General features: G+C 70.5%; 16 protein-coding genes. 4 read left to right on the top strand and 12 right to left on the bottom strand.

Going from position 1 to position 21,432, the window contains the following annotated elements; genetic code table 11:
- Nucleotides 1-56: 56 nt before the first annotated feature.
- A complete protein-coding gene (locus ACGFSB_RS15115; RefSeq protein ID WP_393398617.1) occupies nucleotides 57-449 on the top strand; it encodes a hypothetical protein in 393 nt (130 codons plus the stop codon).
- On the opposite strand, the gene ACGFSB_RS15110 is transcribed toward ACGFSB_RS15115, so the two are convergent.
- From ACGFSB_RS15110 to ACGFSB_RS15085, 6 genes are all read right to left on the bottom strand, one after another.
- The gene (locus ACGFSB_RS15110) at nucleotides 439-1,881 is read right to left on the bottom strand and encodes a lysine N(6)-hydroxylase/L-ornithine N(5)-oxygenase family protein (protein ID WP_393398615.1); all 1,443 of its coding nucleotides are present in this window, start codon (nucleotides 1,879-1,881) and stop codon (nucleotides 439-441) included. The two genes, ACGFSB_RS15115 and ACGFSB_RS15110, sit on opposite strands and share 11 nt — an antisense overlap.
- A complete protein-coding gene (locus ACGFSB_RS15105; RefSeq protein ID WP_393398613.1) occupies nucleotides 1,878-3,269 on the bottom strand; it encodes a pyridoxal phosphate-dependent decarboxylase family protein in 1,392 nt (463 codons plus the stop codon). The genes ACGFSB_RS15110 and ACGFSB_RS15105 overlap by 4 nt, the downstream gene beginning before the upstream one ends.
- A gap of 244 nt (nucleotides 3,270-3,513) precedes the next feature.
- Complete coding sequence (locus tag ACGFSB_RS15100; protein WP_393398611.1) at nucleotides 3,514-4,359, bottom strand: NAD(P)H-binding protein; 846 nt, start codon at nucleotides 4,357-4,359, stop codon at nucleotides 3,514-3,516.
- Nucleotides 4,360-4,528: 169 nt separating this feature from the next.
- Nucleotides 4,529-7,042, bottom strand: a complete 2,514-nt coding sequence (gene pepN, locus ACGFSB_RS15095; protein ID WP_393398609.1) for an aminopeptidase N — start codon at nucleotides 7,040-7,042, stop codon at nucleotides 4,529-4,531.
- A gap of 91 nt (nucleotides 7,043-7,133) precedes the next feature.
- Entirely contained in the window at nucleotides 7,134-7,469 is a 336-nt protein-coding gene (locus ACGFSB_RS15090; RefSeq protein ID WP_393398607.1) for a chorismate mutase, read from the bottom strand.
- Between the two features lie 11 nt (nucleotides 7,470-7,480).
- A complete protein-coding gene (locus ACGFSB_RS15085) occupies nucleotides 7,481-8,389 on the bottom strand; it encodes a helix-turn-helix domain-containing protein (protein ID WP_393398605.1) in 909 nt (302 codons plus the stop codon).
- Nucleotides 8,390-8,526: 137 nt separating this feature from the next.
- On the opposite strand from ACGFSB_RS15085, the gene ACGFSB_RS15080 reads away from it, so the two are divergent.
- Nucleotides 8,527-10,329, top strand: a complete 1,803-nt coding sequence (locus ACGFSB_RS15080; RefSeq protein ID WP_393398603.1) for a beta-galactosidase family protein — start codon at nucleotides 8,527-8,529, stop codon at nucleotides 10,327-10,329.
- Between the two features lie 78 nt (nucleotides 10,330-10,407).
- Here the strand turns inward: ACGFSB_RS15080 and ACGFSB_RS15075 are convergent, their stop codons facing one another.
- Both ACGFSB_RS15075 and ACGFSB_RS15070 read right to left on the bottom strand, forming a co-directional pair.
- Nucleotides 10,408-13,497 carry an endo-alpha-N-acetylgalactosaminidase family protein gene (locus ACGFSB_RS15075; RefSeq protein WP_393398601.1) on the bottom strand — a complete coding sequence of 1,030 codons (3,090 nt, stop codon included), beginning with the start codon at nucleotides 13,495-13,497 and terminating at the stop codon, nucleotides 10,408-10,410.
- 415 nt (nucleotides 13,498-13,912) lie between these two features.
- The gene (locus ACGFSB_RS15070; protein ID WP_393398599.1) at nucleotides 13,913-14,710 is read right to left on the bottom strand and encodes a S1 family peptidase; all 798 of its coding nucleotides are present in this window, start codon (nucleotides 14,708-14,710) and stop codon (nucleotides 13,913-13,915) included.
- 247 nt (nucleotides 14,711-14,957) lie between these two features.
- On the opposite strand from ACGFSB_RS15070, the gene ACGFSB_RS15065 reads away from it, so the two are divergent.
- A complete protein-coding gene (locus ACGFSB_RS15065; protein ID WP_393398597.1) occupies nucleotides 14,958-15,908 on the top strand; it encodes a hypothetical protein in 951 nt (316 codons plus the stop codon).
- A gap of 25 nt (nucleotides 15,909-15,933) precedes the next feature.
- Here the strand turns inward: ACGFSB_RS15065 and ACGFSB_RS15060 are convergent, their stop codons facing one another.
- The 3 genes from ACGFSB_RS15060 to ACGFSB_RS15050 all read right to left on the bottom strand — a co-directional run bounded on the left by ACGFSB_RS15060 (nucleotide 15,934) and on the right by ACGFSB_RS15050 (nucleotide 19,266).
- On the bottom strand, nucleotides 15,934-16,758 hold the full coding sequence (locus ACGFSB_RS15060) for a pentapeptide repeat-containing protein (protein WP_393398595.1): 825 nt from the start codon (nucleotides 16,756-16,758) through the stop codon (nucleotides 15,934-15,936).
- A 614-nt stretch (nucleotides 16,759-17,372) separates the two neighbouring features.
- Entirely contained in the window at nucleotides 17,373-18,968 is a 1,596-nt protein-coding gene (locus tag ACGFSB_RS15055) for a DEAD/DEAH box helicase (RefSeq protein ID WP_393398593.1), read from the bottom strand.
- Between the two features lie 94 nt (nucleotides 18,969-19,062).
- On the bottom strand, nucleotides 19,063-19,266 hold the full coding sequence (locus ACGFSB_RS15050; protein WP_160504463.1) for a cold-shock protein: 204 nt from the start codon (nucleotides 19,264-19,266) through the stop codon (nucleotides 19,063-19,065).
- Between the two features lie 402 nt (nucleotides 19,267-19,668).
- Here ACGFSB_RS15050 and ACGFSB_RS15045 point away from each other — a divergent pair, with 402 nt between their 5' ends.
- Nucleotides 19,669-20,616, top strand: a complete 948-nt coding sequence (locus ACGFSB_RS15045) for a tyrosine-protein phosphatase (RefSeq protein ID WP_393398590.1) — start codon at nucleotides 19,669-19,671, stop codon at nucleotides 20,614-20,616.
- Nucleotides 20,617-20,628: 12 nt separating this feature from the next.
- Here ACGFSB_RS15045 and ACGFSB_RS15040 read toward each other — a convergent pair whose 3' ends face one another.
- Entirely contained in the window at nucleotides 20,629-21,354 is a 726-nt protein-coding gene (locus ACGFSB_RS15040; RefSeq protein WP_393398588.1) for a vWA domain-containing protein, read from the bottom strand.
- Nucleotides 21,355-21,432 lie beyond the last annotated feature (78 nt).

Raw genomic sequence — 21,432 nt, 5'->3', positions numbered from 1 at the left:
GCCGGGCCGGACAAAACCGTTCGGCCCGGTGCTGCCCACCGGGTGACAATCCGTTCATGAACGAGGAATTCGCCACCGCATTCGCCCCGGTCCTCCGTGACCTGAAGGCCACCTGTGCGGTGCGCCCCGACGTCCGGGAGGAGACCCACGACGGCGTCGAATGGGTCGTCCTGTACGAGCCGGACGGCTCGGGTGCGGGGCTCGGGCTGAGCTTCGGCGCGAGCCCGGCCGAGCAGACGGCCCATCTCGCGGACCAGGCACAGGACTGGGCCGTGGAGGCGCTCTGCTCGGCGCGGGAACCGGCCGTGTGGCCCGAGTGTCCCGCCCATCCCGACAGCCATCCGCTGGAGGCGGGGGTGGAGCGGGGTGTGGCGATGTGGTCGTGTCCGCGGACGCGGAAGGCTGTCGGGCCGATCGGCGAGCTGTCCGGGCAGCCTCTCAGCTCTTGAGGCGTACGAGGGTGCCGCGCTGCTCGCCGATCGCGCCGGGGGCCGCGCGGCCCTGTGGTTCCTGGAGGCCGAAGCTGGTGAACGCGGTGCGCCGTGGGAGGGGGTAAGGGTCGCTCTCTGTCAGGGTGTTGAGGATGGTGGCGCTGCGCCAGGCGGCGAGCCCCAGGTCGGGGGCGCCGACGCCGTGGGTGTGGCGCTCGGCGTTCTGTACGTAGACGTTGCTGCCGTGGCCGGTGATGGAGGGGTCGAGGACCAGGCGGTACTGCTCGTCGATGCGGGGGCGCTCGGCGGAGTCCCGGCGGATGTAGGCGTCGAGGCCCGTGAGCAGCTGGTCGACGGGTCGCTCGCGGTAGCCCGTGGCGAGGACGACGGCGTCGGTGGTGAGGCGGGAGCGGGTGCCCTGCTGGAGGTGTTCCAGGTGGAGTTCCACGCGGGTGGCGGCGACGCGGCCCGCGGTGCGTACAGAGACGCCCGGGGTGAGGACGGCGTCGGGCCAGCCGCCGTGCAGCGTGCGTTGGTACAGCTCGTCGTGGATGGCGGCGATGGTGTCGGCGTCGATGCCCTTGTGGAGCTGCCACTGGCGGGGGACGAGGCCGTCGCGTACGGACTCGGGCAGGGCGTGGAAGTAGCGGGTGTAGTCCGGTGTGAAGTGTTCCAGGCCGAGCTTGGAGTACTCCATGGGCGCGAAGGCCTCGGTGCGGGCGAGCCAGTGGAGCTTCTCGGCGCCCGCGGGGCGGTGTTTGAGCAGGTCGAGGAAGACCTCGGCGCCGGACTGGCCGGAGCCGATGACGGTGATGTGATCGGCGGCGAGCAGCCGGTCGCGGTGCAGGAGGTAGTCAGCGGCGTGGATCACGGGGACGGCGGGGGCGTCCGCGAGGGGCTTCAGGGGCTCGGGGATGTGGGGCGCGGTGCCGATGCCGACGGCGAGGTTCTTCGTGTACGTCCGGCCGAGCGCCTCCGCCTCTCCCTCGGCGTCGAGCTCGGTGAAGTCGACTTCGAAGAGGGCCCGTTCGGCATTCCAGCGCACCGCGTCGACCTGGTGTCCGAAGTGCAGGCCGGGCAGGTTCTCGCTGACCCAGCGGCAGTAGGCGTCGTACTCGGCGCGCTGGATGTGGAACCGCTCGGCGAAGTAGAAGGGGAAGAGCCGCTCACGGGTCTTGAGGTAGCTGAGGAAGGACCAGGGGTTTGCCGGGTCGGCGAGGGTCACCAGGTCGGCGAGGAAGGGCACTTGGAGGCTCGCACCGTCGATGAGGAGCCCCGGATGCCAGTGGAAGCCGGGCCGCTGTTCGTAGAAGGCGGCGTCGACTCCGGCCAGGGGCTGGGCGAGGGCGGCGAGGGAGAGGTTGAAGGGGCCGATGCCGATGCCGACCAGGTCCCGGGGTTCCTCGGGTGTGGTGAGCGGCGGTGCGGGTCGGGCGTTCTGGCCGGTCATCGGGGGGTGGTTCCTTCCACGAGCTTCAGGAGCTCGGCGAGGTCGCCGGGCCGGGTGTGCGGGTTGAGCAGGGTGGCCTTGAGCCAGCGGCGTCCGTCGATGTGGGCCCGGCCGAGTACGGCGCGTCCTTGGGTGAGCAGCTCCCTGCGGACGTACGCGATGTGGTCGTCGTCGGCGCCGACGGGCCGGAAGAGGACCGTGCTGATGGCGGGCCGGTCGTAGAGCTCGAAGCCGGGGTGCGAGGTGATGAGCTCGGCGAACTCCTGTGCCTGGTCGCAGACTCGGTCGACGAGCGCGCCGATCCCCTGCCGCCCGAGGGCCTTGAGGGTGACGGCGATCTTGAGTACGTCGGGTCGGCGCGTGGTGCGCAGGGAGCGGCCGAGGAGGTCGGGGAGGCCCGCTTCGGTGTCGTCGCCCGCGTTGAGGTAGTCGGCGTGGTGGCCGAGCGCCGCGAGGTCCTGCGGGTCGCGGACCAGGAGCAGTCCGGCGGCGACGGGCTGCCAGCCGAGTTTGTGCAGGTCGAAGGTGATGCTGTCGGCCCGCTCCATGCCGCGCAGGAGCTCTCTTCGTACGTCGCTGAAGAGCAGCGGGCCGCCGTACGCGGCGTCGATGTGCAGACGGGCGCCGTGGTTCGCGCAGAGGCCGGCGATCTGGTCGAGGGGGTCGATGAGCCCGGCGTCGGTGGTACCCGCGGTGGCGGCGACGAGGAACGAGCCGGGCGGTCCCGCCAGTTCGGCCAGCGCCTCGTCGAGCGCGGCGGGGTCGAGGACACCGGCGGGCGCGGGGACGGTGACCGGTTCCGGCATTCCCAGGAGCCAGGTGGCGCGGCTCAGCGAGTGGTGGGCGTTTTCGCCGATGAGGAGCTGGAGGGGGCCGTGCGCGGCGGCGCGCTCGCGGGCGAGGAGGAGGGCGAGCTGGTTGGACTCTGTGCCGCCGGTGGTGACGAGGGCGTCTCCCCTGCCGGCTCCGTAGACCTGCGCCGCGAGCGCTTCCGTGACCAGGGCTTCGACCTCCGAGGCGGCGGGCGCCTGGTCCCAGGAGTCCATGGAGGGGTTGAGCGCGGACGCGGCCAGGTCGGCGGCGACGGCCAGGGCCAGCGGTGGGCAGTGGAGGTGGGCGGCGCAGAGGGCGTCCGCGGGGTCCGCGGCACCCTCGGCGAGGGCGTGGACCAGCGTGCGCAGGGCCGGCTCGGCGCCTTCGCCCCGCGCGGGCAGGACCTCGCCGGTGGCCTCGCGCACCCGGGCGGCCACGGCGGTGGGGCCACCCGACGGGAGCGGGCCGCCACGCGCCGCGGCCCCCGTACGCAGGGCGTCCAGAGCGGCGGCGAGCAACGGCCCCAGCGCGTCGGGTCCCTGGGCTCCTCCGGCGAGGGGCGGCGGAGTGCTCATGGGCGACGTCCTTCGGGTGCGAGGCTGAGGGTCCAGCCTGGGCTGGACCCTCAGCCTGTCTGCCGAGTGGACGGCACGCCCGGGGAGCGGGGGGATCCGAACCCGAAAGTGGTACTGCCGTGCGGAGAATGCGTGTTGCCGTGGGCGGGGATGCTAGGAACTCCGCGGGGTGCGCGGCTCCGTGTCCGCGGGTGCGTCGTGGCTGGTCGCGCCGTTCCCCGCGCCCCTTTGGGGCGCTCGTGGCTCAGGCCCGGAAATCGTCCTTGTGGTCCCTTGCCCACTCGGTGAACGTCCGGGCCGGGTTGCCTGTCACCGACTCCACCGTGGTGGTGATCTCCGGTGCTACTCCGACGGTCTCGGCGAACGACTTCAGGAGGGCCGGCAGCATCGCCGCGGGGACGTGCGGGAACATCTCCTGGGTCACTTCCTCCGGCGGCACCTCGACGAACCGCAGGTCGCGGCCGAGTTCCTGGCCGATGGCGTGGATCTGGTCGTCGGTCGACACCGCGGTCGGTCCGGTGAGGCGGTGGACGGTGCCATGGTGACCGTCGTCCAGGAGTGCGCGGACGGCGACCGCGGCGATGTCGGCCTCGTGGATCGGCGCTGTCAGGGCTCCCGCGAAGGGGCCGCGGACGGTGTCGCCCGCGCGGATCTGCTCCGCCCACTGGAAGGCGTTCGTGGCGAAGGCGTTGGGCCGCAGGACGGTCCAGTCGAGGCCGCTCTCGCGTACGCGCTTCTCGAGGTCCGCGTGGAGGACGTAGATGGGGTGGGTCTCGTCGGCGCCGTCCTGGACGATGCCCGACGACAGCATGACGACGCGCTGGACGCCGCCCTTGCGGGCCGCCGCGAGGATCGCGTCGGTGTGCTCGCCGACGGCCGACCTGTTCAGGAACAGCGCGGACGCGCCCTCGAACAGCGGGGCGAGGGCGGCCGGTTCGGCGGCGGGGTCGAAGCGCGCCACTTCGGCACCCGGCGGCAGCTGGGCCCGCAGCGGATCGCGGGTCAGCGCGCGGACGGGTATCTGCGCGGCGGCGAGCTGGGTGACGAGGGGGCGGCCCACGTTTCCGGTGGCACCGGTGGCGACGATCACGGGAGGCTCCTAGGGATCTCGGGCTGGATCTTCGAGCCTAGGCGGGCGCACACGCCGCGGGGATCGTCGGCTGGTACCAGGTCCTCGTCGGCCGGGACTAGGTCCGCGGACCTAGTTCTCACGCCGGGCGAAGGGGCCGGTGGCCGGTTGGCCGGGAAATACCGCCTGCTCAGGACGATGCCGCCTCCCGGACCCTCAACGCCCGTGCGAGGTCGTCCAGTTGATCGGCCAACTTGCGGCGCAGCGCCGGGATGGGCGCGGCGTCACGGAGGCACTCCTCGCCCAGGCGGAGCGTCTCGGCGTCCACCGAGAAGACGGGGAAGGCCCAGCGTCCGGCGACGTCCGCGATGGCGGGGCCGCGGCGGGCGGCGACGGTGACCGCGTCCTCGTAGTAGCGCGGGATGTACTCCCGTACGAGATCGGCCTGTTCGGGCTGCCAGAAGCCCTGGGCGGTGGCGGTGAGGAGGTAGTTGGACAGGTCGTCGGAGGTGAACATGGCCTCCCACGCGCGGTGCTTGGCCTCCGGGTCGGGCAGCGCGGCACGGCAGCGGGCCGCGCCTTCCTGCCCGGTGGCGCTGGGGTCGCGCACCAGCTCGGCGGCGATCGCGGCCTCGTCGGCGGCGCCGAGGACGGCGAGGCGGGTCAGGGCGCGCCAGCGCAGCTCCGGGTCGAGCTCGGGGCCGCCGGGGACGGTGCCCTCGGTGAGCCACTCCTGGAGGGGGTCGGGCCGCGTCGCCGCGTCGATGAAGCCGCGCACGGCGGTGAGCCGCAGGCCCGGGTGCGAGCCGTCCTCCGTGCGCCGGATCAGGTCCCTGCAGAGCTCGGTGAGGGTGGTGAGGGCGACGGTCCGCAGTGCCGGGGGCAGGAAGCGGTTGGCCACGTGGGTGGTGGCGAAGGCGAGCACGCCCTGGACGAGGGCGAGGTCGGTCTCGTCGGGCAGATGCGCGCGGGCCGTCTCCAGGTAGGTGATGCCTTCCAGTTCACCGTCGCGGACCATGTCGCGCAGGCTGTTCCACAGGACGGCGCGGGTGAGGGCGTCGGGGACGCGGGAGAGGCTGCGCAGGGCCGTCTCCATGGAGACGTCGTCGAAGCGGATCTTGGCGTACGTGAGGTCCTGGTCGTTCGGGACGATCAGGGCGGGACGTCCGCCGTCACGCGGCACCGAGGGCCCGGAGTCCGGCACGTCCTTCTCGTACCGCTCGCGCAGGACCAGGCCCTGGGAGTCGGTGAGATCGCGGTCGTACACCCCCACGGCGACGCGGTGGGGGCGGCTGCCGTCGCGGTCGACGGCGAGGGTCCATTCCCTGGCGTCGTGCGTGACCGTCGAGGTGAGCGTGTCGACGCCGGTCGTGCGCAGCCAGGCATCGGCCCATCCGTGCACATCGCGGTCGGTGTTGTGCGCGAGGGACTCGATGAAGTCGGCGAGGGTGGCGTTCGCGAACTTGTGCCGGGTGATGTGGGTGTTGATCCCTGCGAGGAAGTCCTTCTCGCCGAGCCAGGCGACGAGTTGACGCAGGGCGGAGGCGCCCTTGGCGTACGAGATGCCGTCGAAGTTGAGCATCGCGGACGCGGTGTCGGGCACGGCGTCCGGGTCGGGAGCGACGGGGTGGGTGGAGGGGCGCTGGTCCGCGTCGTACCCCCAGGCCTTGCGGGCGACGCCGAAGTCGGTCCAGGTGTCGGTGAAGCGAGTGGCTTCGGCGGTGATCTGGAAGCCCATGTACTCGGCGAAGGACTCGTTCAGCCAGATGTCGTCCCACCACCTGAGGGTGACCAGGTCGCCGAACCACATGTGGGCCATCTCGTGGGCGATGACCATGGCGCGGGTCTGCCGCTCGGTCTCGGTGACGGCGGAGCGGTAGATGAACTCGTCGCGGAACGTGACGAGTCCGGGGTTCTCCATGGCTCCGGCGTTGAACTCCGGGACGAACGCCTGGTCGTACGAGTCGAAGGGGTAGGGCTCGTCGAACTTCTCGTGATACCGGTCGTAGCACGCGCGCGTGACGTCGAGGATCTCGTCGGCGTCGGCGTCCATGAAGGGGGCGAGCGAGCGGCGGCAGTGGATGCCGAAGGGCAGCCCGCGGTGTTCGGTGCGGACCGAGTGCCAGGGGCCCGCGGCGACGGCCACGAGGTAGGTGGAGATCAGTGGGGTGGCCGCGGCCTGCCACTTCCCGCCGCCCACATGCTCGGTGACGCCGTTCGCGAGGACGGTCCAGCCCTCCGGGACGGTGACGGTCAGCGCGAAGACGGACTTCAGGTCGGGCTGGTCGAAGGCGGCGAAGACGCGCTGCGTGTCGTCCATGAACAGCTGCGTGTACGCGTACACCAGGCCGTCCGTGGGGTCGGTGAAGCGGTGCATGCCCTCGCCCGTGTGCGAGTAGCTCATGGCCGCGTCGACGCGCAGTTCGTGCTCGCCCGCGGTGAGCCCGGTGAGCGCGAGCCGGTTGTCGACGAGACCCTCCGGGTCGAGCGGCTGCCCGTCGAGGGTGACGGAGCGCAGCTCGGCGGGCTTGAGCTCGACGAAGGTGTCCACCGCGGCGGCGCGATCCCCGAGAACCGTGAACCGGATCACCGTGCGGGAGTCGAAGGTCTCGGCTCCCCGGGTCAGATCGAGCTCGATCGTGTACCGCTGGACGTCGAGGAGCTGGGCTCGGGTCTGCGCTTCGTCGCGCGTCAGTACGGGCATGGCTCCATGCTGCCTGATGCCACTGACAACGGTGCCGGGTGCCCGGATATCGGGGCTCAGCCCTGAGCGATACCGGGCGGCCCCGGCACGGTCACGACGACTTGGCGATCGTCTCGTGGTGGCGAATGACCTCGGCGATGATGAAATTCAGCAGCTTCTCGGCGAACGCCGGATCCAGCTTCGCGTTCTCCGCGAGCTCCCGCAGGCGCGCGATCTGGCGGGCCTCGCGGGCCGGGTCGGCGGGCGGGAGATGGTGGTTGGCCTTGAGATGGCCGACCTGCTGGGTGCATTTGAAGCGCTCGGCGAGCATGTGGACGACGGCCGCGTCGATGTTGTCGATGCTGTCGCGCAGGCGGGACAGCTCGACACGCGCGGCCTCGTCCGCGGCCCCGGCGCCGTTCGCGTCACTTGTGTGGCTGGTGGTCATGGTCCACGAGCCTACGTTGCCGGCCCCGCGCCGCCGACGGCGGAAGAGCGCAAAATCGGCGGGTGGTCGGGGTCGGGAATCTGCTGCGACCAACCACCGGGGACCGCGCGTCCCTGCTGCTCACGGAAGCGCACAGGGGCCATCCCCACGCGGCGCGTGAACAGCCGCGAGAAGTACGCGGGATCGTCGTAGCCGACGCGGCGCGCGACCGCCGCGACCGGGAGTTCCGTGGCGGCGAGGAGTTCCTTGGCGCGCCCGAGGCGGATACCCAGGAGATAGTCCTTGGGACTACAGCCCGCACCCCTGCGCACCGCCGTCCGCAGCTCCGCGGGTGTCATGCCGTGCCGTGCCGCGTGCCCGGCGACGGAAAGTGGCTGGAAGGCATCGCGGGCCAGGGCCTGGAGGACCGGGTCGCCGTCGGGGGCGATGTCGGCGCGAGCCCTGCGCAGTGCGACGAGGAGCTCGTGCACAGCGGCGCCCGTCTCCACCTCCAGGAGGGGATTGCCGCGCCGCGCCGCCCGCGCGATGCGCCCGACGACGGCCCGCGCGCCCGCCGCGTCGGAGAGCGGCACCACGGGCCGGGTGGGTTCGATGTAGCCGAGTTCGGTGTACGTCGTCGTGGCGGGGCCCGTGAAGTCGACGAAGCACTCGTCCCAGCCGCTCCCCTGGTCGGGGCCGTAGTGGTGGCGCACTCCGGGGGTGAGCCAGATCAGCGCGGGCGCCGTCACCGTCGTACGTCGGCCGTCGGGCCCCTGGAACCAGCCGCCGCCCGCGCTCACGACAACGGCGACATGGTGGTCCAGGGTGCGCGGGCCCACGGTCGGCAGGACGCCGTGCTGGAGGCCGACACCGAGGCAGGCGAGACCGAGGCGGTGGTGAGCCGGGCTCGGCGTGAAATACCGCATCCACGTGTGGTACATCCGCGTACGCCCCTTCCGTCCGGGCACCCGAACGCTCGCTGCGTCCAACCCACCTAGATCTTTGTCCATGGACCCTGCTGCCCGCCAGAGGTGATCGTGGCGGAGCCGCACGTGAGCGAGAGGGACACAGGGACGCGATGAACGGGTTCAGGGTGGGCGAGGACGATTTCGAACTGGACGGGAGACCCGTGCGGCTGCTCTCCGGCGCGCTGCACTACTTCCGGGTGCACGAGGCGCAGTGGGGGCACCGCCTCGCGATGCTGCGCGCGATGGGGCTCAACTGCGTGGAGACGTACGTCCCGTGGAACCTGCACGAGCCGCGCCCCGGGGAGCACCACGACGTCCAGGCCCTCGGCCGCTTCCTGGACGCCGCCGGCGAGGCGGGCCTGTGGGCGATCGTCAGACCGGGCCCGTACATCTGCGCCGAGTGGGAGAACGGCGGACTTCCGCACTGGGTGACGGGCGCGGTGGGGGTACGCGCGCGTACCCGTGACGCGGAGTACCTCGGTCACGTGGACCGCTGGTTCGGCCGCCTCATGGAGGAGGTCGTGCCGCGCCAGCACGACCGGGGCGGCCCCGTGATCATGGTGCAGGTGGAGAACGAGTACGGCAGCTACGGCTCGGACCAGGTCTATCTCAAGCACCTGGCGGACCTCCTCCGCGAGAGGGGCGTGAGCGTCCCCCTGTTCACGTCCGACGGCCCCGAGGACCACATGCTCACCGGCGGCTCCGTCCCCGGTGTCCTGGCCACCGCCAACTTCGGCTCACAGGCCCGCGCGAGCTTCGAGACGCTGCGCAGGCACCGCCCCAAGGGGCCGCTGATGTGCATGGAGTTCTGGTGCGGCTGGTTCGACCACTGGGGCGCGGATCATGTCGTGCGGGACGCGGCGGATGCGGCGGACGCGTTGCGCGAGATCCTGGAGTGCGGGGCTTCGGTCAACCTCTACATGGCGCACGGCGGCACGAACTTCGCCGGGTGGTCGGGGGCGAACCGGGGCGGCGGCGCGCTGCACGACGGCGTACTGCAACCGGACGTCACGTCGTACGACTACGACGCGCCCATCGATGAGTTCGGCCGCCCCACGGAGAAGTTCTGGCTCTTCCGGGAGATCCTCGCGCGGTACGCGCAGGGGCCGCTGCCGGAGCTGCCCGCACCGCCGCCTTCGCTCGGGGCACGCGCTTCGGTGGAGCTCGCGCTCGCGGAGTGGGCGCCGCTGTCCGCCGTCATGGAGTCGCTCGGCGGCCCTGTGGCGGAGTACGCGGTACCGCCCACCTTCGAAGAGCTCGATGTGGACCGCGGCCTGGTCCAGTACACCCTGACCGTGCCGGGCCCGCGGCGGCCTTACCCGCTGAGTGTGCGCGGGCTGCGGGACCGGGCCGTGGTGTACGTGGACGGGTCGCGGGCCGGTGTCCTCACCGAGGAGGAACCGACCCTTCCCGAGCCCGTCGCGGGGCACGCGCGCGTGGAGCTGTGGGTGGAGTCGCTCGGGCGGGTCAACTACGGGCCACGCACCGGCGAGCCCAAGGGGATCACCGGCGGGCTGCTGCATGAGCGGCAGTATCTGCACGGGGTGCGGGCCCGCGGCTTGCGACTCGACGCGTTCTCCTCGGCGGAGGCCGTGCGGGGGGTTCCGACGGCCTCAGAGGCGTCATCGGGGCGGCCCGGCCTGTATCGCGGCACGGTCGAAGTGCACGGCGCTCCTGGCGACGCCACTCTCGAACTCCCCTCCTGGACCCGGGGGTTCGTGTGGGTGAACGGGTTCAATGTGGGCCGCTACTGGTCGGTGGGCCCGCAGACATCGCTGTTCGTTCCCGGCCCGGCCCTGCGGGCGGGCAAGAACGAGGTGTGGGTGCTTGAGCTGGAAGGGGCGGATGAGGCAGGGGCAGTTTCCCTCTTCCCCATCCCGCCCCTTCCCGATACTGGCTCCGCCGGCCAGTAGGCACCGTCGATCACCGGCTTCGCCGAATTCGTCCTCAAGCGCCGGGCGGGCTGAAGAATCAGCCCGCCCGGCGCGACATCAGGCCTCTCGCACCTCGAAGGCGTCCAGGACGAACTCCGCCGTACCGTCGTCCCCGCTCTTCCGAAGACCGACCCATGCCTCGCCCTTGGCCGGAGCCGTGAACTCGTACGCCATCACAGTCGGTTCGGTCGCGACAGGCAGCTCCTTGCGCTCGATCTCCCGGGCCGTGGGCTCATCAGCTGCGGTGATCCACGCGTACTGCCCCGCCTTCTCGTTCTCGTAGCGGAACGAGACGCGGTAGCGCTTGCCGGGCTCGAAGCGCACGGTGTGCGGGACGGTGCGGTAGACGAGCCCGGTGTTCTCGCCGCGGGACTTGAGGGACTGCGAGCCGTCGACGACGTCGTCGATCGCCTTGCTGTTCCAGCCGCGCTGCGTGTAGGGGGCGTGCCGTTGGGCGATGTGCGTGCGCGGGTCGGTGACGTCACCCGCGTCGCCCTTCACGAAGGGCCCCCATCCCTGCGGCACGTGCTCGAAGTCCTCGGAGGCGAGGCGCCCCTCTTCGGGGGCACCGGCGCGCACGGAGTCGACAATACGTACGTTGTCGAAGCGCACGCGCGCGTGGCCCTTGTCGGCCCGGAGCGTCAGCTCGACCGGGCCACCGCCTTCGGGAACGGCGAAGGGCACGAACATGCGCTGGAAGCGGGTGCCCTGCTTGCGGTCCGACGCCACGTAGTTGCCCGCCGTGGAGGTCCGCGTCCAGTTGGCCGCGGTGACACCGTCCGCGGTGCGCACCTCCAGGGTGGCCTTCCGCTCGTCGCCTGCCTTCTCTCCCACCTCGACCTGCACGGAGGCGACATACGCTCCGGCCTTCAGACGTCGCAGCCGCTGCCCGACGGCGGCCGCGCCGCCCGATGCGATGACGAGTTCGTAGTCGCCCGTCGCACTGAGCTTGACGGAGGCCGGGCCCGAGACCTTCCAGCCGTCCAGGGAACCGGAGTTGAAGCCGGGGTCGTGGAGGGGGGTGGCCTGCCCCCACTCGGGGTCCGGCACCGCGGCGGTGCGCGAGCGATAGAGGACGTAGGGCTGCTTGGCCTTGGCGTCGAGAGTCACCTTGCCGCCGCGCACGGGCACGTCAGCGACAAAGACCCGCCCTTGATCGGTGAGCCGGTACAACGCGACCTCGGCAAGACCTGCCCACCCCCGCGGCAACTGCCAACTCCCGCTGCCACCCTTGGGGTTGTAGTGATAAAGCTTGGCGGGATCGGTGGCCTTACGAGGCTCCCAGGGAAGCAGATAGCTGCCGCCCTCATAGACAACACGGCCGTCCGTCACCATCCGACGCGTGCCGCCCGAGTCGGAAACGGTCGTCCCGCCCTCCCCGAAGAAGCTGATCTCGTGCTCGCCCCAGCTCTTGATGGGATGCGCCTGGAGATACTTGGCGGGCAGCGCGTCGGTCCAGATCAGATCGTAGAAATACGTCCAGTCGGTCTTGCCGACCCACCCTTCGAAGTTGCCCATGCGGGCGATACCGAGAAGGGTCGGCCACTTGTCGGCGAAAACGTCCTTCTGATGATGGCGAACAAAGCGAATCAGCCGGGAATTGATACCACGGGAGGTATCGGGACCGTAATCCGTCTCCGTCGCCCAGTGCGACCAGACGGAAGAACGCTCGAAGCCGTGCCCCCACTCGCTGGTGACGATCCAGCCCTGCTCACGCATCGCGCGTTGCAGCCGGTCAGAGGTCCACCCCGACTCGCGGAACACGTCGATGTAGAGGGTATTGAGCGCACCGTCGGCTTCGCTCCGCAGATCGCCGAGACGCTTGATGATGTCGCCGGACACCAGGTCGCGTCGCTGATCGATGCGGTAACTCTGATCCAGCCAGTCCCACTGCTTATTTTCCTTGTCGACAAGCTTGTCGGAGAACGACTGCGCGACGGGATAGGACTCCGTGGCATTCACATGCACACTGAAGTCGCTGTCCCACTTCTTTCCTTCCCTGACCAGGGTGTTGAGGTCGTCCAAGCCGCCGGCGCGGCTGTTGTAATTCCCCGCGTAATCGGGGTGCGCGGAGTCATGCCCTTCGGACTGGTACCCCTTGAGCAGCGTGTACTGCCGCAAGCCGTCCGTGGCCAGGTGGATACGCTTGACATTGTCGAGCGTCGCGAGGAACGGATTCGTTGCCTGCGAGGCGAAGTTGAACGGGATGTGCGGGACGACACGCAAGTACTGCTCGTCCGCGCCGAGCGGCTTCACCATGATGTCGCGGAAGGCGATGGCGGCGTCCTGCCAGTCGACCTTGCCGTCGCCGTTGCGGTCACCGGTGATGATGACGGTGGCGTACGGAAGGGGCTCGGTGTCACCGACGCCTGCGGTGGCCGCCCGGTGCGTCCACTGGCCGGGGGCCAACCGGGCCTCTACGTAGCCGTCCTTTTTGACGGTCTCCCGCCAGAGCCTGCCGTTCTCCCAGGTCGTTCCGGCCTCCGTGGTGGGCTTGTCGTAGACGGTGTTGGTCTCGACGGCACCGCCCAGCGCGTCGTGCGCGACGACGGCGTAGGCGCAGCCGGTGGCCGCCTCCGCGGCGGTGCCCGGGGCCGGCTTGACCTCGGTGTCCCCGCTCTTGGCCTTGTCCAGCTGCACCTTGGCGGCGAGGAGGGTGGCACCGGGCTGATCACTGCGTACGGAGAGCAGGGCGAGCCCGGGGATGCGGAGGGTGCCGACGCGCAGGGCATCGGTGTCGGCGACCTCCGTGACGCGCCAGTGCACTTGACGCCCCTTGACGGCGATCTCGACGTCGATGGTGGCGGCGCCGTCGTCAAGGGTCAGGACGTACGCGATCCGGTCGTCCCCCGCGGTGTGGGTCACCTTCGGGGTGTGCGTCACGTCGTCCACCAGGAGCGTGGTGACGGCTTCCGACTGTGCGTGAAGGACTGCCTTGGTGGCGCGGTCCGTGTACGACACGACGCGCGGGAAGTCCGTGGCGACGCGGACCTCCAGATCGGCGGAGCGCAGGACGGCTTCGCCTGCGGTCGCGGGCCCGGCCACGGCGGTCCCGCCGCCCAGGCCGACGGCGACGCCGACACCGGCTAGCGCGCCCGTGGCAACAACGGTTCTGCGGCTCGGCCCGGACGTGTCTGTCGGCAGCATGGCACTCCTCCGTGGGGGATCTCTCGGTGCGGTTACCCTGCGCCGGGAGGGAGTTGTGCGCCCATGGACAAAGGGGGGACAGGTGTTGGACTAACGCGGCAGGGGGACCCCCATCCTGATGCCCCAGAGCGTTGTTCCCCACGATGTAGCCGCTGTCGGCAGCGCTCGCGCGGGGTCGTGTCGGTATTTCCGCCCGGAGCACGGTTCCCAGAACTCCGGTGCCGCAGCACCCACGCGCTCAGACCGTGATAGCGAGGACGGACATACCGGCGCGGCCCCGCTGCCACAGACAGACCGATGCCGCGTCGCCAACCCCCACCCAACCGAAACAGGCGCCGCAGGCATCCCCACATACGGGCCGCGGGGCCGGACCACCGAATGGTCCGACCCCGCGTTCATGCCGTATGGCTGAGGCTCAGAGCCCCGAAGCCGCCTTCTCTATGTCGGCGGCGAACGTCGACACCTCGGTGTACACCCCGGGGAACTTCGGCCGCGCACAGCCGTTGCCCCAGCTGACGATGCCCACCTGGACGTACTCGCCGGCCTCGTCCTTGCGGAACATGGGGCCACCGGAGTCACCCTGGCAGGTGTCCGTGCCGCCCTCCGCCAGCTTTCCGGCGCACAGCTCCTCGCCGGGCGTGAGGTCCGCACCGTACGCGGCCTCGCAGTCCGCGTCGCTCACGAACGGGACGTTCGCCTTGAGGAGGTAGCGCTGCTGGTCGCCACCCTCCTTGTCGGCACCCCAACCGGCGATGTCGAAGTCGCCGTTGTTGAGCTTGTCGTCCTTGGCGATCTTCAGCGTGGGCTGGTCGATCGGCTTCTCGAGCTTGATGAGCGCCCAGTCCTTGCCCTTGCCGTTGTAACCCGGCGCCTGCAGAACCTTCGTGGACTTCACGGTGACCGCGTCCGGGCTCTCCAGGTCCACGACACCACCGGTGGCGGTGATGCTCGTGTTGTCGCCCGAACCGTCCACACAGTGGGCGGCGGTCAGCACGATGTCCTTGGCGTACAGCGCGCCGCCACAGCCCATCGACAGACGGACCATGAACGGGAATTCGCCCTGCTCGGCGGGGGTTCCACCGACGATCCGCTCACCCGGGTTGGGGCCGGGGTGCGGGGCCGCGGACGCGGCGACGGGCTGGAGACTGACGGCGGCGAGGGCGATGGCACCGAGGGTGGCGGCTCTCTTGACTCCACGCAGCTTGGTGTTCAACGGGCTTCCCTTCGTGGGGGGTTCGTGGGGGGTTGCACGCGTCCGCGGGCCCACTCCCTCCCCGCAGGAACACGAGAATGGCATGAGCCCGCCAAAGCGTTGTTGCGGATTATGGAGATCGGTGTCCGCATAGAGCAAGGGGCGGTTTTCAGCCAGGGGCCCTGCGCGGGCTGGTTCCGAACACGGGGACGCGCCCTACAGTGGGACCGAGTTGAGCCGAACTCGGACCGTTTCAGGGGGTGTGCGCGTGGCTGACGGCGGGCCGGTGGTGCACGGCTACCCCCATCTGGAGACGGTGCGCTCCGCGATCACCGCGCTCTACAAGCGACTCTCGTACGACACCGTCCACACCTTCGACACCAGCGTCGCCCCCGCCGACGTCGCCTTCTGCGACCAGGACGATCTGCATCTGGGCGTGCAGCGCGTGGCCCGCGAGATGGTGCGGCACCTCCGTCTGCCCGACGCCCGCATGATCGTCAGCTTCCGCGAGATGGACCATGCGGCGTACGTCGAACTCGCCGCCGGGCCCGAGTACTTCATCGAACTCAACGACCGGTTCCGTACACACCGCAGGGACATCGGCGCGGCGCTCGCCCACGAGGTCATGCACGTCTATCTGCACCGGCTTGATTTGGCGTTCCCCGGCACCCGCGACAACGAAATCCTCACAGATACCGCCACTACCTATCTGGGGGCGGGGTGGCTCCTACTAGACGCCTATCGAGAAGACGGTGCCTCGTCTCAGAAGCTGGGGTATCTCACACCGGAGGAGTTCGGGTACGTACTCGCCAAGCGGGCCATCGCCTTCGGTGAGGCGCCGGAGACCTGGTTCACCAGCGCGCAGGCGTACACCGCGTACACGAAGGGGCTCGCGCTGGCCCGGCGCGACGAGCAGCAGCCGCCGCTGACGGCTGCGGGGTGGGCGGGGCGGCGGCGGTACGCGAAGGATCGGCGGTACGCGGTGGCCGGTGGGGCGGGAGCGGGAACTGGAGCGGGAGCTGGAGCTGGAGCTGGAGCTGGAGCGGAATCGTCACCCCGGGGTGGGGCGTACTCGTTCTCCCGCGAATCAGGCGGGGCCGAGCCTCTGCGGGTTTCGTTCCCCTGCCCTACGTGTCAGCAGCGGATCCGGTTGCCTGCCAGGGGGCGGATGCGGGCGCGGTGTGGGCTGTGCCGGACTGTGCTGGAGTGCGATACGTAAGCCCTGAGCTTGGGCCGGGTTTGGGCTAGCCCCAGTGGGACGGGCGCGCCACGGCCGGGGGCAGCTTCGTGTCGGCATCGCCCTTTGCCGCGTTCACCTGCGACTGGGTCAGGAAGATGCTGCCCGTGAGGTCCGCGCCTCGCAGGTCCGCGTCCCGGAGGTCCGCGCCCAGCAGGTCGGCCTGGCGGAGGTCCGCGCCGCGGAGGTCGGCTGCGATGAGGTAGGCGCCGCGGAGGGTGACACCTCGGAGGTCGGCGCCCTTGAGGCGGGCGCCGAACAGGTCGGCTCCCCGGCGGTCCTTCTTCTTCCGGCGGACGTCCGCGCGGGCCAGTTCGCTGGTGCGCAGGAGGAGGGCGCTGACGTCTTCGCGGTGCGTGGCCACGTCTGTGTCGGCCACTTCGGCGGGGGTGCCTTGGGTGAGATGCTGGGTCTTCTCCAGCGCGCTCTGGATGTCCGCCTGGATCGGGTGGGCCTTCGGGAGGGCCAGCGCCTCGGTCAAGTACCAGAGCAGTTCGTGGAGTTGGCGCATTTTCGGGAACACGTCGAACATCTGGCGGGCGGTTTCGGGGTCCTGGCGCCAGTCGGTGCCGTTGAACGTGGACTGCGAGACCTGCTGGCCCGCGCCGAAGCAGTCGTAGACCGTGCAGCCCGAGAAGCCCTTCTGCCGCAGGTTCTGGTGGATGCCGCAGCGGAAGTCCTGCTGGAGGTTGGCGCAGGGGGTGCCTGCGGCCTTGTTGACGGGGAAGTCCGCGGACTTGGAGAAGGTGAGGGCTACGCAGCAGAGCCCGAAGCAGTTGCCGCAGTCTGCGCGCAGGGCTTGGCGGTCGTCGCCGACTTCACGCTCGGGCATCAGGGGCATTCCTCGGGCCTTGATCGGTGCGGGTGTGCGGGTGTGCGGGTGTGCGGGTGTGCGGGTGTGCGGGTGTGCGGGTGTGCGGGTGTGCGGGTGTGTGGGTGCCTGTGCGGGTGTGTGGGTGGGGAGGCCTGCGGCGCCTGTGGCTCGTTGGGTGGGGGTTGGCGACGCGGCATCGGTTCGTCGGTGGCAGCGGGGCCGCGCCGGTATGTCCGTCCTCGCCATCACGGTCTGGGCGCGTGGGTGCTGCGGCACCGGAGTTCTGGGAACCGTGCTCCGGGCGGAAATACCGACACGACCCCGCGCGAGCGCTGCCGACAGCGGCTACATCGTGGGGAAACAACGCTCCGGTGCAGCGGCACGTCCGCCCGCTGCCGGGAAGGCCGACCGCAGGTCCAGGTGCATCGGGGCCGAGCCCCCACGCCAGCGGCGCGTTCGCCCTCTGCGGGCGAGTTCACCCTCTGCGGGCGCGTTCACCGCCCCACCCGCCACTCCCACTTACGGGCCGCCCGCCCCTCTGCGGGGTGAATGGGATGGAGGGATGGGGGGGGATGGGTGCCGGTGCCGGTGCCGGGGGTTATGAAGCCCCGGCACCGGCGCACCGAGTACCGCTACGCCGCCCGACGCCCCGCGCCCCCGCGCCGGGGGCGGCCACCGCCACCGGCACCGTTGGCAGAGGGCCTGCCCTGGCCGCCGCCTCCCTGCGACTGGGAGCGGGGCTGGGACTGGCCCTGGGACTGGCCCTGCCCCTGAGGGCGCGACCGGCGCTGGCCCTGGCCGCCGCCGGCCCCCGCCGGGCGACGCCGGCCCCGCTGCGGCGAAGCCTGCTGCTGCTGCGGGACGTCGACGATCACCGGCACCCCGGACGGCTCCCGCGCACCGGTGATGCGGGACAGCTCCTCGTCCGTGGACTTCACTCGCGCCGTCCTCGGGGCGATCTCCGCGTCGGACATCAGACGCGTCATCTCCCGCTTCTCGTCCGGCAGGACGAGCGTGACGACACTGCCGGACTCACCGGCGCGGGCCGTACGCCCACCGCGGTGGAGGTAGTCCTTGTGGTCCGTGGGCGGGTCGACGTTCACGACCAGGTCGAGGTCGTCGACGTGGATGCCACGAGCCGCCACATTGGTCGCGACGAGCGCCGTCACCTGGCCGGTCTTGAACTGGTCCAGGGTCCGGTTGCGCTGCGGCTGCGAGCGGCCGCCGTGCAGGCCGGAGGCCCGTACACCGTTGGCGAGCAGCCGCTTGGTGAAGCGGTCCACCGCGCGCTTGGTGTCCAGGAACATGATCACCCGGCCCTCACGGGCGGCGATACGGAGGGCGACTGCCTTCTTGTCGGTCTCGTCGGCCACGTACAGAACGTGGTGCTCCATCGTCGTGACGGCGCCCGCGGACGGGTCGACCGAGTGGACGACCGGGTCCGTCAGGAACATCCGGACCAGGCGGTCGATGTTCTTGTCGAGCGTCGCGGAGAACAGCATCGTCTGGCCGCCCTGCTCCACCTGCTTCAGGAGCGCGGTGACCTGCGGCATGAAGCCCATGTCGGCCATCTGGTCGGCCTCGTCGAGGACCGTCGTCCGCACCTGCGAGAGGTCGGCGTCGCCGCGCTCGATGAGGTCCTTGAGACGGCCCGGGGTCGCCACCATGATCTCGGCGCCGCGGCGGAGCGTGCCCGCCTGCTTGGTGATGGAGAGGCCGCCGACGACCGTCGACATCCGGAGGTTCACGGACGTCGCGTACGGCGTAAGGGCGTCCGTCACCTGCTGTGCGAGCTCACGCGTAGGGACCAGGACCAGGGCGAGCGGCGAGCGCGGCTCGGCGCGGCGGCCCGCCGTACGGGCGAGGAGCGCGAGGCCGAAGGCGAGGGTCTTGCCGGAGCCGGTGCGACCGCGGCCGAGGATGTCGCGGCCCGCGAGGGAGTTGGGGAGCGTCGCTGCCTGGATCGGGAAGGGCTCGGTCACGCCCTGTGCGGCCAGCGTCTTCAGGAGGGCCTCGGGCATGTCCAGGTCGGCGAACGCCTCGACGGAGGGCAGCGCGGGCGTGATGCTCTCGGGCAGCGCGAATTCGCCGCCTACGGGCCTCGCCTTGGCGCGGCCGGGCTTCTTCGCGGCGCCCTTCGCCTGGCCGCCGCCGGCCACCGGGGCCTTTCCGCGTGCGTTCGTGGAGCGCCCGCGGGCAGGACGTGCAGGGCGGTCGGAGCGATTCATACGGAAATGCCTTCCTGGACCTGGTGACAGCACAAGCCGGGGCCCGCACCGCTCGGGTGCGGGCCCCGGCTAAGAGGTTCGCGTGCTACGACGATCAGGCGGGAACGATGTTCTCGGCCTGCAGGCCCTTCTGGCCCTGCGTGACGTCGAAGGAGACCTTCTGGCCCTCGAGGAGCTCACGGAAGCCCGAGGACGCGATGTTCGAGTAGTGGGCGAAGACGTCGGGGCCGCCGCCGTCCTGCTCGATGAAGCCGAAGCCCTTTTCTGCGTTGAACCACTTAACGGTGCCAGTTGCCATGTCAATCTCCTCAACAGGGGCAGAGTAAGGAAAACCACGGAATTGTGGATTCCAAGCGCTGCAATGACCCCCATCCCGGAGAGACCGGAAAAAAACAATAATGCGCCTTCGGAACATTCCCGTCAGGCGCACATAAAGTTCATGGGTACCAAAACTGCGACGCATAAGCCTAACACGGACGAGGGACCCCCTGTTCCCGGGTCTCCGCCGGGCGCGCAGGGCGGGGCGGATCTCCTTACTCCAAACGCCACACCGGCCGGGCCGGGCCCCGCCGAGGCCAGGTGCGAGATACCTGTCGCACACACCTTCCTCCTGCCGGGGCGCCCCGCTACCTTCTACCAAACAATCGCTTGGTTGAACGACGAGTGGCCATGGCGACCGCTACCGAGTGAAGGCGGCCCGATGCGCATCACCCGCACACGTACGGCAGCCGGAGTCGCGATCTCCGCGCTCGCCCTGGGCACCCTGCCCGCCTGGGCGGCCCACGCCGAGCCCGCAGCGCCCGGACGCGGCACGGCCAGGCACGCCCCGCACCATCCCCGCCCGGCATCCGACGGCGTACGCCAGATCCCCCTCCAAGGGGCCGTGAACGTGCGGGACTTGGGCGGCTACCGCACCTACGACGGGGCACAGGTCCGCTACGGCCAGGTCTTCCGCGCCGACGCCCTCGCGAAGCTCACCGATGCCGATGTCGCCACCCTCGGCAAGCTCCGCCTGAAGAAGGTCGTCGACTACCGGGTGCCCGCCGAGGTCCAGTACGACGGGGCCGACCGGCTGCCCGCCGGGCTCACCGCGACGTCCCGCTCGGTGAGCGACAACGGCCTCTTCACGATGCTGATGACCGCGATCGGCTCCAAGGACCCGGTCAAGCAGGAGGAGATGCTCGGCAACGGCAAGGCGGACGCCTTCATGCGCGACGTCTACCGCACCTTCGTCACCGATGGCTCGAACCGCGCACAGTTCGCGGCGACCCTGCGCGACATCGCGCACGGCGACGCCGCGTCACCGCTGCTCTACCACTGCACGTCCGGCAAGGACCGCACCGGCTGGACGAGCTATCTGCTGCTCCGCGCGATCGGCGTTCCCGAGCACACCGCCGCGGGCGACTATCTGGCGTCCAACACCTACCGGGCCGCGTACGACGCGAAGGTGCGCGAGGGCTTGAAGCAGAGCGGGATGATGCAGAACCCGGATCTCCTTGTCCCCCTCCAGGAGGTCCGCACCGGCTATCTGAGGGCGGCACTTGACGAGGTGGAGGACAGGTACGGGAGCGTCAATGGCTACTTGAGGAAGGGGCTCGGGCTCGATGCGCGGACGATTCTCGCGCTGCGGGACCGGATGGTCGGCTAGGCCGCACCGTGGTCAGTGGGACACGATCCCCTGCGCCCGCGCCGCCGTGAGCCAGGCCGGGAACTCGCCGAGGAGTTGGTCGTACAGGTGCTCGTCCGGGACCTTGTGGGGCTTCTTCCCCGCGTGGAAGAAGCCCGCGTTGTCGACGACGCGCTTGTCGGGGACGGCGAGTTCGTCCAGCTTGCGCAGGTAGTCGAACTGCGTGCTCTTCTCGTTGCCGAAGCCGATGAACTGCCAGAAGAGCGGGAGACTCGCCGCCTTGCAGAGGTACCGCTCGGCGGCGGTCTTGTTGCTGGGCGCGCCGTCGGTCTGGAAGACGACCAGGGCAGGGGCGGTGGATCCGCTGTCCATGTAGTGGTCGATCACGGCGTCCATCGCCACGTGGTAGTTGGTCAGGCCCATGCGGCCGAGCCCGGCGACTATCTCGTCGATCCTGCCCTGGTGGCGGTCGAGCGCGATCTCCGTGACGGCGTCGACGTCCGTCGAGAAGAAGACCGTGGGCACGATGCCGTCGTCGTCGAGGTGCGCGGACAGGCCGAGCACGCGCTCGGCGAGGGCCTGGACGCTGCCCTTCTTGTAGTACGACCGCATGGAGCCGGAGTAGTCGACGACGAGATAGACGGCGGCACGCTCGCCCTCCAGGCCGTGCTTGCGGAGGCTGACCCCGGCGGACTTGTAGAGGCTGACCAGGGCGGGCGCCGTCTCTTCCACCTTGCGCAGGCTGATCGCCGGTTCCATGTGCCGCTCCGCTCCCCCGTCGGTCGGCCCTCGCAGTGGGCGGGCCCGTTCTGGAGGCCGAGGATACGGGAGGCCGAG

The organism is Streptomyces sp. NPDC048441 (assembly GCF_043200235.1).
GTDB lineage: Bacteria > Actinomycetota > Actinomycetes > Streptomycetales > Streptomycetaceae > Streptomyces.
The sequence above is the reverse complement of the archived record's forward strand: the minus strand, read 5'-3'. Positions and strand labels throughout refer to the sequence as shown.

What these genes read in the sequence shown, in the direction of transcription:
- ACGFSB_RS15115 (WP_393398617.1), top strand. Translation starts at nt 57, where the DNA reads ATGAACGAGGAATTCGCCACCGCATTCGCCCCGGTCCTCCGTGACCTG.
- ACGFSB_RS15110 (WP_393398615.1), bottom strand. Translation starts at nt 1,881, where the DNA reads ATGACCGGCCAGAACGCCCGACCCGCACCGCCGCTCACCACACCCGAG.
- ACGFSB_RS15105 (WP_393398613.1), bottom strand. Translation starts at nt 3,269, where the DNA reads ATGAGCACTCCGCCGCCCCTCGCCGGAGGAGCCCAGGGACCCGACGCG.
- pepN (WP_393398609.1), bottom strand. Translation starts at nt 7,042, where the DNA reads ATGCCCGTACTGACGCGCGACGAAGCGCAGACCCGAGCCCAGCTCCTC.
- ACGFSB_RS15090 (WP_393398607.1), bottom strand. Translation starts at nt 7,469, where the DNA reads ATGACCACCAGCCACACAAGTGACGCGAACGGCGCCGGGGCCGCGGAC.
- ACGFSB_RS15085 (WP_393398605.1), bottom strand. Translation starts at nt 8,389, where the DNA reads ATGTACCACACGTGGATGCGGTATTTCACGCCGAGCCCGGCTCACCAC.
- ACGFSB_RS15080 (WP_393398603.1), top strand. Translation starts at nt 8,527, where the DNA reads ATGAACGGGTTCAGGGTGGGCGAGGACGATTTCGAACTGGACGGGAGA.
- ACGFSB_RS15075 (WP_393398601.1), bottom strand. Translation starts at nt 13,497, where the DNA reads ATGCTGCCGACAGACACGTCCGGGCCGAGCCGCAGAACCGTTGTTGCC.
- ACGFSB_RS15060 (WP_393398595.1), bottom strand. Translation starts at nt 16,758, where the DNA reads ATGCCCGAGCGTGAAGTCGGCGACGACCGCCAAGCCCTGCGCGCAGAC.
- ACGFSB_RS15055 (WP_393398593.1), bottom strand. Translation starts at nt 18,968, where the DNA reads ATGAATCGCTCCGACCGCCCTGCACGTCCTGCCCGCGGGCGCTCCACG.
- ACGFSB_RS15050 (WP_160504463.1), bottom strand. Translation starts at nt 19,266, where the DNA reads ATGGCAACTGGCACCGTTAAGTGGTTCAACGCAGAAAAGGGCTTCGGC.
- ACGFSB_RS15045 (WP_393398590.1), top strand. Translation starts at nt 19,669, where the DNA reads ATGCGCATCACCCGCACACGTACGGCAGCCGGAGTCGCGATCTCCGCG.
- ACGFSB_RS15040 (WP_393398588.1), bottom strand. Translation starts at nt 21,354, where the DNA reads ATGGAACCGGCGATCAGCCTGCGCAAGGTGGAAGAGACGGCGCCCGCC.